The following is a 12,930-nucleotide window of genomic DNA, read 5'->3' as shown; positions in this document are numbered from 1 at the left end:
TCCACCCTTGCCGGGGCCGGCGGGTGGCAAACCCCCGGGGGGTTGTGCCGGTCACGGCTTGCGGTACTCCGGGATGTCGACCATCGGCGGGCGGTCCAGGGCGGGCACGGGGTGGCTGTGGCCGGTGAAACCGCCGTCGGTGCTGTCCCGGGAGAACTGGGTCAGCACCGGGCGGGCCAGGTCGTCGGCGGCCTTCAGCCGGTGGCTCCGGTCGAGCCGCTCCAGCGCGGTGCGGTAGATGGTCGCGGCCATCCGGCCGAGCGCCTGGCCGTCCTGGTGGCGGTGGTGCCGCACGCCCACGTCCACCTGGGCCAGCGCGTCCAGCCCGGCCAGCTCCAGCGCGTCCACCAGCAGGCCCAGCTCGACCCCGTAGCCGGTGGGGAACGGCAGCCGCTCCAGCAGCGAGCGGCGGGCCGCGTACTCGCCGCCGAGCGGCTGGACGAAGCCGGCCAGCTGCGGCCAGTGCAGGTTGAGCAGCGGGCGGGCGACCAGCTCGGTGACCCGCCCACCGCCGGCCGGCACGATCGCCCCTCCCGTCTCGAGCGGGCGGTCGTACATCGCCTTGACCAGCTGGATCCCGGGGTCGGTGAGCAGCGGGCCGACGATCCCGGTGACGAAGGCCGGGTCGAACTCGCGCAGGTCGGCGTCGACGAAGCAGACGATCGCGCCGCTGGTCGCCAGCAGCGAGCGCCAGAGCACCTCGCCCTTGCCGGGCACCGCGGGCAGCCGGGGCAGGATGTCGTCCCGGTGCACCACCCGGGCGCCGGCCTCGGCCGCGAACTGCGCGGTGCGGTCCTCGGAGCCGGAGTCGACCACCACCAGCTCGTCCACCAGCGGCAGCCGTTCCATCAGCTCGCGGCGGATCACCGAGACGATCCCGCCGACCGTGGCCTCCTCGTCCAGGGCCGGCAGCACCACGCTGACCGTGCCGGCCGGCCCGGCCACCCGCTTCGCGTCGAGCAGCGCCCGGACCGGGCGCTGGGCCGCGGTCCAGGAGCGGCGGCGCAGCCAGGACGCCACCTCCGGGAGCAGCGCGGGTATCGGCTCGACGGACAAGGCGGGCTCCTCATGGACTGGCCATCTCGCGGATCGGACGGCAGGGGTCAGGCGCGGGGCCTTCGGTTACAGTCTTCGTACAGCGGCCGGACCTTCGCACGCCGGGGTCGGCCGCCGAGCAGGACCACAACTTCACAGAGCTCATCCAGAGGGACTGAGGGAACGGCCCGTCGACGTCCCGGCAACCTTCTCGTCCGGCCGCGCAGGCCCCGGCGGGACAGGTGCCAATTCCGGCCCGCCGCGCGACCGCGCGGTGGGGAAGATGAGGAGAGAGGCCTCCGCCATCATGGCTCTTGACACCAGGGCACCCGTTTCCACCGTCGACCTCGGCCCCGCGACCGCGCTGTCCTGTCGCGAGTGCGGCACCCGGTTCCCGCTCGGTCCCAGCTTCGCCTGCCTGGAGTGCTTCGGCCCGCTGGAGATCGCCTACGACTACCGCGGTTACGACGCGGACGGGCTGCGCAAGCGGATCGAGGCCGGCCCGGCCTCGATCTGGCGTTACGCCCCGCTGCTGCCGGTGCCGGCCGACGTGGCGGCCAAGCCCAACCTGAACCCCGGTTGGACCCCGCTGGTCAAGGCCGACAACCTGGGCCGCGAACTCGGCTTCAGCGCCCGACTGCACGTCAAGGACGACTCAGGCAACCCGACCCACTCCTTCAAGGACCGGGTGGTGGCCTGCGCCATCGAGGCGGCCCGGGCGTTCGACTTCACCACCCTGTCCTGCTCGTCCACCGGCAACCTGGCCGGCGCGGTGGGCGCCGCGGCGGCCCGGGCCGGTTTCCGGTCCTGCGTGTTCATCCCGCACGACCTGGAGCAGGGCAAGATCGTGATGGCCGGGGTGTACGGCGGCCAGCTGGTCGGCATCGAGGGCAACTACGACGACGTGAACCGGTTCTGCTCGGAGCTGATCGGCGACCCGGCCGGCGAGGGCTGGGGCTTCGTCAACGTCAACCTCCGGCCGTACTACGGCGAGGGCTCGAAGACCCTGGCGTACGAGATCTGCGAGCAGCTCGGCTGGCGGCTGCCCGAGCAGCTGGTGATCCCGATCGCCTCGGGCTCCCAGCTCACCAAGATCGACAAGGGCCTGCAGGAGCTGATCAAGCTCGGCCTGGTCGAGGACCGGCCCTACCGGATCTTCGGCGCCCAGGCGGCCGGCTGCTCGCCGGTCTCGGCCGCGTTCAAGGCCGGGCACGACGTGGTCCGGCCGGTCAGGCCGGACACCATCGCCAAGTCGCTGGCGATCGGCAACCCGGCGGACGGCCCGTACGTGCTGGACATCGCCCGGCGCACCGGCGGCGCGGTGGAGGACGTGACGGACGCCGAGGTGGTGGCGGCGATCCGGCTGCTGGCCCGGACCGAGGGGATCTTCGCGGAGACCGCCGGCGGCGTGACCATCGGCGTGCTGAAGAAGTTGGTCGAGGACGGCGTGCTGGACCCGGCCAGGGAGACCGTCGCGATCAACACCGGAGACGGCCTGAAGACCCTGGACGCGGTCGCGGGTGCCGGCCTGACCGCGACCATCCGACCCTCCCTGGAGTCGTTCCGGGCCGCCGGCCTGGCGTCCTGAGGTCCCGTCGATCCCCCCTTCCGTGAGCGAGGAGAACCCCGTCATGAGCGTCACCGTCCGCATCCCGACCATCCTGCGCACCTACACCGACGGCGCGACCGAGGTGACCGCCGAGGGCACCACCCTGGCCGAGGTGATCTCGGACCTGGAGCGGAACCACGTCGGCATCTCGGCCCGGATCCTGGACGACGCGGGCCGGCTGCGCCGCTTCGTCAACGTCTACGTCAACGACGACGACGTGCGCTTCGCCGGCGGCCTGGCCGCCGAGATCGCGGACGGCGCCGGCGTGTCGATCATCCCGGCGGTGGCCGGCGGCTGCTGAGCCGCACCGGGCCGACCACGCGTGGGCGCAGGGCGCCGCACCACCCTGACGGACCGTCGGGCGGTGCGGCGCCCTGCGCCGTGCGTGGCGTTGTCTGATTCGTCCGCGCCAGGGCATAGGCTTTGTCCGTCCCATGAGACATGCCCCATTGGCGTTTCGTTCGAACATGTCGGCGACGTGTCAGAATTATTTGGGCAATTCGCGGTATTCGTCCGCTATGTCCCGCGCACATTGCGGAGATCTGTCGCTTTCCTCCCGTCCTATCCCTTGGCGCCGCCGACGAATTGGCGTTCAGTGGGCCTGTTGCACAGGGCGGCGATCCGGATACATTCAGCCGCGGTCGGCGCATTCGTCTGTTCCGCCGGCACCGTCAGGTGCCCGGGGGTGGGGCGCTGCGGCGTGCAGGGCTGCGCCCAGGGGGGTTTCCTCGGGCCGGTCCATCAGACCCGGGTCCGCGACCTGCGGACCCGTCGAAGGGCCAGCACAGCAATAGGGGAGTTCGGAATGGCTCAGGGCACCGTCAAGTGGTTCAACGCGGAGAAGGGCTACGGCTTCATCGCGGTCGACGGTGGTGCGGACGTGTTCGTCCACTACAGCGCGATCCAGATGGACGGCTACCGCACCCTCGAGGAGGGCCAGCGGGTCGAGTTCGAGATTTCCCAGGGGCAGAAGGGCCCGCAGGCGGACATGGTCCGCGCGGCGGTCTGACCTTTCCGAACCTCGGAGCCTCGGCTCGGTCACGAGCTGGCGCCCTTGCGGCAGGCCCGTGCCACCTCCCTTCCCGGGGGTGGCGCGGGCCTGCCGCCGTTCGCGCGGCTCGTCGTGGCTTGCGGTCAGGAGCTTGCACTCGCCATGCCGGAGTGCTAATCATTGGCGTTAGCACTCGCAGCATGAGAGTGACAAACGGACCGGGTCGGTGAGGCCCCCGGGAGCGGTAGGGGACAGGACCCCCGCACACCAGGGCCGTCCGTCGCGGGCGCCACTGGTCCGAGCAGTCGACCGTGTCCTGGAGGACCACTTCCGATGGCCAAGATCATCGCGTTTGACGAGGAAGCTCGCCGCGGCCTTGAGCGCGGCATGAACCAGCTTGCCGACGCCGTCAAGGTGACGCTGGGCCCCAAGGGCCGCAACGTCGTCCTTGAGAAGAAGTGGGGTGCCCCCACGATCACCAACGACGGTGTCTCGATCGCCAAGGAGATCGAGCTCGAGGACCCGTACGAGAAGATCGGTGCGGAGCTCGTCAAGGAGGTCGCCAAGAAGACCGACGACGTCGCGGGTGACGGCACCACCACCGCCACCGTGCTGGCCCAGGCGCTCGTTCGCGAGGGTCTGCGCAACGTCGCGGCCGGCGCCAACCCGATGGCCCTGAAGCGCGGCATCGAGAAGGCCGTCGCGGCCGTCTCCGACCAGCTGCTGGCGCAGGCCAAGGACGTGGAGACCAAGGAGCAGATCGCCTCCACCGCCTCCATCTCCGCCGCCGACACCCAGATCGGCGAGCTGATCGCCGAGGCCATGGACAAGGTCGGCAAGGAAGGCGTCATCACCGTCGAGGAGAGCAACACCTTCGGTCTGGAGCTCGAGCTCACCGAGGGCATGCGCTTCGACAAGGGCTACATCTCGGCCTACTTCGCCACCGACCTGGAGCGGATGGAGGCGTCGTTCGACGACCCGTACATCCTGATCGCCAACTCCAAGATCGGCTCGGTCAAGGACCTGCTCCCGCTCCTCGAGAAGGTCATGCAGAGCGGCAAGCCGCTGCTGATCATCGCCGAGGACGTCGAGGGCGAGGCCCTGTCGACCCTGGTCGTCAACAAGATCCGCGGCACCTTCAAGTCCGTCGCCGTCAAGGCTCCGGGCTTCGGCGACCGTCGCAAGGCCATGCTCGGCGACATCGCCATCCTCACCGGCGGCACCGTGATCTCCGAGGAGGTCGGCCTCAAGCTGGAGAACGCCGGCCTGGACCTGCTGGGCACCGCCCGCAAGGTCGTCATCACCAAGGACGAGACCACCATCGTCGACGGTGGCGGCGACAGCGAGCAGGTCGCCGGCCGGGTCAACCAGATCCGCGCCGAGATCGAGACCAGCGACTCGGACTACGACCGCGAGAAGCTCCAGGAGCGCCTCGCCAAGCTGGCCGGCGGCGTGGCCGTCATCAAGGCCGGCGCGGCCACCGAGGTCGAGCTCAAGGAGCGCAAGCACCGCATCGAGGACGCCGTGCGCAACGCCAAGGCGGCCGTCGAGGAGGGCATCGTCGCCGGCGGTGGCGTGGCCCTGCTGCAGGCCGGTGTCGCGTTCGACAAGCTGGAGCTGGACGGCGACGAGGCCACCGGTGCCAACATCGTCAAGGTCGCGCTGGAGGCCCCGATCAAGCAGATCGCGACCAACGCCGGCCTGGAGGGTGGCGTCGTGGTGGAGAAGGTGCGCAACCTCCCCGCCGGTCACGGCCTGAACGCCGCCACCAACGAGTACGTCGACCTGATCGGCGCGGGCATCATCGACCCGGCCAAGGTCACCCGTTCCGCGCTGCAGAACGCCGCCTCCATCGCGGCGCTCTTCCTCACCACCGAGGCCGTCATCGCCGACAAGCCGGAGAAGGCCGCCGCGGGCGCCCCGGGCGGCATGCCGGGCGGTGACATGGACTTCTGATCCTGCCTCAGGATCGGTCGTTCGACCCCGTCCGCGAGGGCGGTCCCCGTTGAAGGGGACCGCCCTCGCGGCGTTCCGGGGCGCCGATCACCCGTTCGTGGGACGCCGGGTGCATGGACGGTTTCGGCGCCCCGAAGGCCCGTACGGTGAGCACGGACAGGGTCGTGAGGATGAGGGGAGGTCGGCGGTGACTGCGATGGCGATCGAGCTGGGTCGGCACTGGGGCTACCTACTGGACACCTGGCGGGAGCTGGACGTCCCGGAGGGCTGGCGCGCGGAGATCGACGAGGGGGAGATCCACGTGGTGCCGCCGCCCGGCGTGGGACACAACGTGATCGCTGCAAGGGTCGATCGGGCGTTGAACGAGTGCCTGCCGCGCAGCGTGGGGGTCCACCGGACCCTGGGCACGGAGATCGTCCGGCTGGAGAGGCTCTACGTGCCGGACTTGGCCGTGCTGGATGAAGCACTGCTGTCGGCGCAGGAGGCCGCGGTCGACGCCGCGATGCTGCTGATGGCGGTGGAGATCACCTCGGAGGGCAACGCCCGGCACGACCGGACGAAGAAGCTCTGGGCCTACGCCCACGCGCCCGTCCCGCTCTACCTGCTGATCGACCGCTTCGACGCGGAGGGGCCGACCGTGACGCTCTTCGCCGAGCCGGAGGGCGGGACGTACCGGCGGAGCACCCGGGTGCCCTTCGGGCAGCCGGTGGTGTTGCCCGAACCGTTCGGGATCGAGCTGAGCACCGAGGCGTTTCCGGCCGCCAAATAGGCTGCGGGAGAATAGGGAGGTGGCTGAGTCTCCTGATCTTGAAGCCGCGCTGCACCAGGCGCGGGCGTTGATTCTCGCTGACCTGTCGGCGCGGGACGTCGCGGACGCGGCGGTGGTGTCGCTGGTGGAGGACGCGGTGACGCACCGGCGGTGGTGGTTGGAGCAGTGGCCGGACGGGGTGGAGTTCGTGCTCGGGCTGGTGGCGCAGGACGTGCAGGACGCGCTGCTGGAGGCCTATGGGCGGTGGCCGCTCTGCGAGCGGTGTGCGGTGGAGGGCGACCCGCACGCGTTGAGCGTGGAGCCGGAGCTGGGGGCGGATCCGCACTGGGTGTGCGGCAAGGAGGGCGTCGTGGTGGCGCCGGTCGGCTCGCTGTGACCGCCGGCCCGCCGTGACTGGCTGAGCAGGTCGAGCTCGGCGGCGAGGTTGGCCCGGGCCTGCCGCTCGTGGCGCTGGTGGGCGGTCGGGGTGCGGTAGAGCGCGGGGAGCGCCAGGAGCTGGGTCAGTACGGCCGCGCGCCCGGTGCGGAACGCCTCGGCCGGGACGAAGGCGTACTCCTCGCGGACGGCGGCCGCGTAGGCCGCGTACCGCTCCGGGGCGCCGCCGAGGACCGCGAGGTCGGCGTCGCAGAGCACCTCGCCGTCCCGGTCGCCGGGCGCCGGGTGGTGATCGACGGTCAGCCGGACCAGCCGGACCACCTGGTCGGTGCGTGCGGCCGGCAGCCCGGCCTGGCCCAGCGCGCGGACCGCCAACTGGGCGCTGCGCTCCTCGTTCTCGGTGCGGTCGGGCCGGTAGACGGCGTCGTGGAACCAGGCGGCCAGTCGGACGGTGTCCGGGTCGTCGGCGTGCCCGGCGAGTGTGTCCACCTGGTCCAGCACCGCCAGCAGGTGGTCGGTGGTGTGGTAGCGACGCCAGGGTTCGGCCCAACGGGCCAGCAGGGCGCGGCCGTAGGGCGCCGGGTCGGCGCGGGCGCCGCAGCGGGTCAGCAGGTCGGTCCAGCGGGTCAGCAGGGCCTCGGTGGCCGGGTGCGGTTCGGTCGCCATGACCGCCATTCTGCCGGGGTCGGACAGCGGGGGTCAGGGGGGCGTGCTGTGCCCGTTCGGCATGGTGGGCGTCGTCGGGGAGCCGCTGTACCCGACGCTCTGGCTGGCCGTGCTGCCCGTGGCGGCGGCGTTGGCGCTGGTCGCGGTGGTGTCCGGCCGGCGGCTGCGGCGGCCGGACCGGGCGGCGCGGGGCTGAGCGGCCGGGGCCTTCTCCCGGACGGCCCGGACATGTGGCAAGGTAGCTCACATGTCTAGACCAATGTTCGAAGTGATCGCACTCACCGCGCTCGACGCCCGGGCCGCCCAGTCCGGTGGCGCCGACCGCCTCGAACTGGTCGCCGACATGGCCGCCGACGGGCTCACCCCGGCGGTGCGGGACTTCGCGGCGATCCGGGCGGCCGTCGAGCTGCCGCTGCGGGTGATGCTGCGGGTCCGGGACGGCTTCGCGCCGGGTGACCTGGACGCACTGTGCGCCCGGGCGACCGCGCTGCGGGCCGAGGGGGCGGAGGAGTTCGTGCTCGGCTTCCTGGACGCCACGGGCGGGGTGGACCTGGCGGCGGTGCGGACCGTGCTGACGGCGATCGACGGCTGCGCCTGGACCTTCCACCGGGCGATCGACCACAGCGCCGACCGCGCCGCGCTGCGGGCGGCGGTCGCCGAGCTGCCGGGGCTGGACACCTTCCTCACCGCGGGGGCGGCGGCCGGCGTCGGCTCGGGGCGCGAGGTGCTGACCGGCGAGCTGGCGAAGGCGGGCGAGCCCGGCTACCTGCCGCGGATCCTGATCGGTGGCGGGCTGCTGGCCGAGCACCTGCCGGAGCTGCGTGCCGAGGGCTTCGACGCCTTCCACGTCGGCGGCGCGGTGCGCCCGGGCGGCTGGGACGCCCCGGTCGACCCGGCGGCCGTCGCGCGCTGGCGGGTGCTGATCGACGGCTGACGGCGGGGACGGACGAACCGTCCCCGCCGCTCCGCCGATCAGTCCAACTGGGCCGGCAGTGGCCCGGCGTGCACCACCGTCAGGCCGGAGACCGCCCGGGTGAGCGCCACGTACAGCCGGCGCAGCCCGGTCCGCTCGTCGGGCTCGCCGGCCACCACCGCGGCTGGCTCGTCGAGCACCACGTAGTCGTACTCCAGACCCTTCGCCAGCGAGGCCGGCACCAGGGTGAGCCGGATCTGCGCGGTGGTCTCGGTGCCGGGTTCCAGGTGGGCCAACCCGGCCTCGTCCAGCGCCTGTCGGAGCTGCGGGATGCGGGCGTCGGCGGCGATCAGGCCGGTCGAGCCCTCGCGCTCCAGCGCGGCCCGGCAGGCCGCGACCACCGCCTGCTCCGGTGCCCCGGGCGCGTGCACGAAGGCGAGCGAGTCGGCCGCGCCGCGGATCGAGGTGGCCGGGTTCAGGCCGGGGGCGATCGCGGGCAGCAGCCGGGAGGCGTAGCCGATCACCTCCTCCGGCACCCGGAACCCGGTGGTCAACTCCTCGATGTGGGCGTCCGGTTTGCCGAGGTGGAGCAGTGCCTCCGGCCAACTCCCGGTCGCCCAGGGCGTGGTGCCCTGCGCGAGGTCGCCGAGCACGGTGGCCGAACCGGTGCTGCACCGCCGGCCGACCGCGCGGTACTGCATCGGCGAGAGGTCCTGCGCCTCGTCCAGCACCACGTGGCCGAGCGAGGGGGTGCGCTGCACCAGGTCGGCCGCCTCGTCCACCAGCACGGCGTCGGCGGCCGTCCAGGGCGCCGACTTGACGGACCGTCCGGGCTTCGGCCACCTGATGGCCTGCTGCTCCTCGGAGTCGAGCACGCCCTCGGCGCAGCGGGCCAGGAACTCCGCGTCGGTGAGCAGCCGGTGCACCAGCTTGACCGGATCGACCGCCGGCCAGCAGGCCTTGACGGTGGCCTTCACCTGCGGCGAACGGGCCACCGCGTCCTGCACCCGGTCGTCCGGCGCCTCGCCGCTCTGCTCCATCTTCAGCAGGACGGCGTGCGCGATGCGCTGCGGCAGGGCCTCCATGGCGGCGCCGTAGCGGATCTCGCGGGCGGCCAACTCCTCGACGATCTCCGCGAGTTCGTAGGCCGGAACGCGCCAGCGACGGGAGCCGCGGACCACCACGCAGGGCTCGTCGGGCACCGTGATGCCGGCCCGGACGGCCCGCCGCAGCACCTCGGCCATCCGCGCGTCGCCCTTGATCCGGGCCGCCTCGGGGGCGTCCGTGCCGCGCACCTCGACATGGCCCACCAGCTCCTGGACGGTGGCCTGGGCGACCTCCAACTCGCCGAGCGCGGGCAGCACCTGCTCGATGTAGGAGAGGAACGAGCTGTTCGGGCCGACCACCAGGGTGCCGGACTTGGCGAGCCGCTCGCGGTGCGCGTAGAGCAGGTAGGCGACCCGGTGCAGGCCGACCGCGGTCTTCCCGGTGCCGGGCGCGCCCTGGACGCAGACCGTGCCGCCGATCTCGGCTCGGACGATCTCGTCCTGCTCGGGCTGGATGGTGGCGACGATGTCGCGCATCGGGCCGACGCGGGGCTTCTCGATCTCGGCCGCGAGCAGCGCGGAGGCGGTCCCCGTCTCCTCGGGGTCGCTCAGGTGCTCGTCCTCGTAGGCGGTCAACTCGCCGCCGGTGTAACCGAACCGACGCCGCCGCTCGACGTCCAGCGGGTCCTTGCGGCTGGCCCGGTAGAACGGCTGGGAGACCGGCGCGCGCCAGTCGATCACCATCGGGTCGCCGTCGGCGTCGTGCACGTGCCGCCGGCCGATGTAGAACCGCTCCCCGCCGGAACCCTCGCTCACCTCGGTGGAGACGGCGTGCAGGTAGTCCAGCCGGCCGAAGAAGAGCGGGGCGTGCACGAGGTCGGCCAGCGAGGCGATCCGCTGCTCGATCTGCTTGCGCAGGATCTCGGCGGTCACCCAGGTGCCGGCGACGTCGGAGATGTCCAGCGCCTGGGCGTCCTCGCGCATGGCGCGCAGCGCGGCGCGGGAGGAGGCGAGGTGGTCGCGCTCGCGCTGCAGGGGGTCGGCCGCCGCGGGCAGCGGCGCGGTGGTGGAAGTGACGGGGGAGTGCACAGCGAACCTTCCCGGCCGCGCCCGTCCAGGGCCGCGGCGGTCTCGTCGTAGCTCACGGTGAAAGGGGAACCCGACCGGTTGCCGAGCGGTCAGGGCCTCCCACGGCTGCCACGAGCGGCACCACGGTTCGGGAGGGGGCAGACCGGACAGCATAGACCCGGCCCGCTCCGGGCGCTAACGGTTTCCGGTCGCCACCCCCGCGGGCCGAGGGTCTGCCGTAGGGGTCCCGGTCGGCCCCGTACCTCCGCAGGACGAGCGGCCCCGGACTTCGGGCTGATGCCGCCGACCGGGTGGAAAACTACCGTGGAGGTATGAGTTCCGTTCACCTGACGGCGTCCCCGGGAGCGACCAAGACCCCCCGGGCGCGCACTCCGCAGCAGTCCGAGTCCGTTCCCACCCCGACCCACGGCAGTACCGCCGCCACCGGCCACCGCGACGGCCCGCTGGCCCGGGCCGTGCGCAACACCGGCATCCTGCTGGACACCGCCGCCCGCGTGGTCCTCCTCGGGCGCGACGGCGTCCGGATGTGACCCACCGCTCGGCCCCCGCTACCGGACGTCGTCCGCGTCGATGATCCGGTAGGCGTAGCCCTGCTCGGCCAGGAAGCGCTGCCGGTGGGCGGCGAAGTCCTGGTCCACGGTGTCCCGGGCCACCACCGAGTAGAAGTGCGCCGCGTGCCCGTCCGCCTTCGGGCGCAGCACCCGGCCCAGCCGCTGGGCCTCCTCCTGGCGTGAGCCGAAGGTCCCGGAGACCTGGATGGCCACGGTGGCCTCCGGCAGGTCGATCGAGAAGTTGGCCACCTTCGACACCACCAGCACGCTGATCTCCTTGGTTCGGAACGCGTCGAAGAGCTTCTCCCGCTGCGCGTTGCTGGTCTCGCCCTTGATCACCGGGGCGTCCAGCGCCTCGCCCAGCTCGTCCAGCTGGTCGATGTACTGCCCGATGATCAGCGTCTGGTCCTTCTCGTGCTTCTTCACCAGCGCCTCCACCACCCGGCGCTTGGTCGCCGTGGTCGAGCAGAACCGGTAGCGCTCCTCCGGCTCGGCGGTGGCGTAGGCGAGCCGCTCGGAGTCGCTCAGGGTGACCCGCACCTCGCAGCAGTCGGCGGGCGCGATGTAGCCCTGGGCCTCGATCTCCTTCCACGGCGCGTCGAAGCGCTTGGGGCCGATCAGCGAGAAGACGTCGCCCTCCCGGCCGTCCTCGCGGACCAGGGTCGCGGTCAGCCCGAGCCGGCGGCGGGCCTGCAGGTCGGCGGTGAACTTGAAGACCGGCGCGGGCAGCAGGTGCACCTCGTCGTAGACCACCAGGCCCCAGTTGCGGGCGTCGAACAGCTCCAGATGGGCGTAGACGCCCTTCCGCTTGGTGGTCATCACCTGGTAGGTGGCGATGGTGACCGGGCGGATCTCCTTGCGCGTGCCGCTGTACTCGCCGATCTCGTCCTCGGTCAGCGAGGTGCGCTTCACCAGCTCGTGCTTCCACTGCCGGGCCGAGACGGTGTTGGTGACCAGGATCAGCGTGGTCGACTTGGCCTCCGCCATCGCCGCCGCGCCGACCAGCGTCTTGCCGGCGCCGCAGGGCAGCACGACCACGCCGCTGCCGCCGTGCCAGAAGCCCTCGACCGCCTGCCGCTGGTACGGGCGCAGCTGCCAGCCGTCCTGCTCCAGCTCGATCGGGTGCGCCTCGCCGTCCACGTACCCGGCGTGGTCCTCGGCCGGCCAGCCGAGCTTGAGCAGCACCTGCTTGATCTGGCCGCGCTCGGACGGGTGCACGATCACGGTGTCCGGCTCGACCCGGGCGCCGACCAGCGGCGCGATCTTCCTGGAGCGCAGCACCTCCTCCAGCACCGGGCGGTCGGTGGTGCTGAGCACCAGGCCGTGCACCGGGTGCTTGAGCAGCTGGAGCCGCCCGTACCGGGCCATCGTGTCGGCGACGTCCACCAGCAACGCGTGCGGCACCGGGTAGCGGGAGTAGCTGACCAGGGCGTCGACCACCTGCTCGGCGTCGTGTCCGGCCGCCCGCGCGTTCCACAGCCCGAGCGGGGTCACCCGGTACGTGTGGACGTGCTCGGGTGCCCGCTCCAGCTCGGCGAACGGCGCGATGGCCCGGCGGCAGTCGGCGGCCCTGGGGTGGTCGATCTCCAGCAGCAGGGTCTTGTCGCTCTGGACGATCAGTGGCCCGTCGTTCACGGTGAGCAGTCCTCCCTCGGTTCGGCGCAGACCCTCCAGTGTCCCGCATGGTGGCGCGTGGTGGTTCAGGAGCGGCGGAAGCCCGCGATCGACGCTTCACGCTGAAGAGTGAAACTGCTAGAGACATGCAGTCAAGCGGTCTGTATCGCCAAATAACGACGAGGACAGCATGAAAAACGCGAGTGCTTTCCCGAGGGCAGGGTCATGTCCCCCTTCGTGGTGTAGCCGATCAATCAGCGGGCGCGTTGGTGGTGTTGGGTAGCGCGGGGGCGCTTTCTGGGAGTTTGGTGGGGTA

The 12,930-nt window shown here is 72.1% G+C and carries 12 protein-coding genes, 1 pseudogene and 1 riboswitch; of the genes and pseudogenes, 9 read left to right on the top strand and 4 right to left on the bottom strand.

Going from position 1 to position 12,930, the window contains the following annotated elements; genetic code table 11:
- Positions 1-51: 51 nt before the first annotated feature.
- Positions 52-1,032, bottom strand: a complete 981-nt coding sequence (locus ACZ38L_RS22220; RefSeq protein ID WP_465696325.1) for a glucosyl-3-phosphoglycerate synthase — start codon at positions 1,030-1,032, stop codon at positions 52-54.
- Positions 1,033-1,194: 162 nt separating this feature from the next.
- A riboswitch (SAM riboswitch) is annotated at positions 1,195-1,325 on the top strand.
- 17 nt (positions 1,326-1,342) lie between these two features.
- Here ACZ38L_RS22220 and thrC point away from each other — a divergent pair.
- The 6 genes from thrC (at position 1,343) to ACZ38L_RS22190 (ending at position 6,736) form a co-directional block, all read left to right on the top strand.
- On the top strand, positions 1,343-2,623 hold the full coding sequence (gene thrC, locus ACZ38L_RS22215; protein ID WP_465696212.1) for a threonine synthase: 1,281 nt from the start codon (positions 1,343-1,345) through the stop codon (positions 2,621-2,623).
- Between the two features lie 43 nt (positions 2,624-2,666).
- Positions 2,667-2,945: a MoaD/ThiS family protein gene (locus tag ACZ38L_RS22210; RefSeq protein WP_465696210.1), complete on the top strand. Its 279-nt coding sequence runs from the start codon at positions 2,667-2,669 to the stop codon at positions 2,943-2,945.
- A gap of 504 nt (positions 2,946-3,449) precedes the next feature.
- Complete coding sequence (locus ACZ38L_RS22205) at positions 3,450-3,653, top strand: cold-shock protein (RefSeq protein WP_030289665.1); 204 nt, start codon at positions 3,450-3,452, stop codon at positions 3,651-3,653.
- 315 nt (positions 3,654-3,968) lie between these two features.
- The gene (groL, locus tag ACZ38L_RS22200; protein ID WP_396566635.1) at positions 3,969-5,591 is read left to right on the top strand and encodes a chaperonin GroEL; all 1,623 of its coding nucleotides are present in this window, start codon (positions 3,969-3,971) and stop codon (positions 5,589-5,591) included.
- Positions 5,592-5,787: 196 nt separating this feature from the next.
- Entirely contained in the window at positions 5,788-6,360 is a 573-nt protein-coding gene (locus ACZ38L_RS22195) for a Uma2 family endonuclease (RefSeq protein ID WP_465696323.1), read from the top strand.
- A 19-nt stretch (positions 6,361-6,379) separates the two neighbouring features.
- Positions 6,380-6,736, top strand: coding sequence for a hypothetical protein (locus ACZ38L_RS22190; protein WP_465696207.1), 357 nt, complete (start codon positions 6,380-6,382; stop codon positions 6,734-6,736).
- Between the two features lie 14 nt (positions 6,737-6,750).
- Here ACZ38L_RS22190 and ACZ38L_RS22185 read toward each other — a convergent pair.
- Positions 6,751-7,410 (bottom strand): annotated as a pseudogene (locus ACZ38L_RS22185) (HD domain-containing protein); the annotation flags it as partial.
- Here ACZ38L_RS22185 and ACZ38L_RS22180 point away from each other — a divergent pair.
- Positions 7,400-7,597: a hypothetical protein gene (locus tag ACZ38L_RS22180; RefSeq protein WP_465696205.1), complete on the top strand. Its 198-nt coding sequence runs from the start codon at positions 7,400-7,402 to the stop codon at positions 7,595-7,597. The pseudogene ACZ38L_RS22185 and the gene ACZ38L_RS22180 overlap by 11 nt on opposite strands.
- A 51-nt stretch (positions 7,598-7,648) precedes the next feature.
- A complete protein-coding gene (locus ACZ38L_RS22175) occupies positions 7,649-8,335 on the top strand; it encodes a copper homeostasis protein CutC (RefSeq protein ID WP_465696203.1) in 687 nt (228 codons plus the stop codon).
- A gap of 38 nt (positions 8,336-8,373) precedes the next feature.
- On the opposite strand, the gene ACZ38L_RS22170 is transcribed toward ACZ38L_RS22175, so the two are convergent.
- A complete protein-coding gene (locus ACZ38L_RS22170; protein ID WP_465696201.1) occupies positions 8,374-10,449 on the bottom strand; it encodes a HelD family protein in 2,076 nt (691 codons plus the stop codon).
- A gap of 311 nt (positions 10,450-10,760) precedes the next feature.
- Here ACZ38L_RS22170 and ACZ38L_RS22165 point away from each other — a divergent pair, with 311 nt between their 5' ends.
- A complete protein-coding gene (locus tag ACZ38L_RS22165) occupies positions 10,761-10,979 on the top strand; it encodes a hypothetical protein (RefSeq protein ID WP_465696199.1) in 219 nt (72 codons plus the stop codon).
- An 18-nt stretch (positions 10,980-10,997) separates the two neighbouring features.
- Here ACZ38L_RS22165 and ACZ38L_RS22160 read toward each other — a convergent pair whose 3' ends face one another.
- Positions 10,998-12,635 (bottom strand): DNA repair helicase XPB, encoded by a 1,638-nt coding sequence (locus ACZ38L_RS22160; protein ID WP_465696197.1) that lies wholly within the window; start codon positions 12,633-12,635, stop codon positions 10,998-11,000.
- Between the last annotated feature and the right edge of the window lie 295 nt (positions 12,636-12,930).

The sequence above is a fragment of the Kitasatospora sp. NPDC024654 genome, from assembly GCF_055559155.1.
The sequence above is the reverse complement of the archived record's forward strand: the minus strand, read 5'-3'. Positions and strand labels throughout refer to the sequence as shown.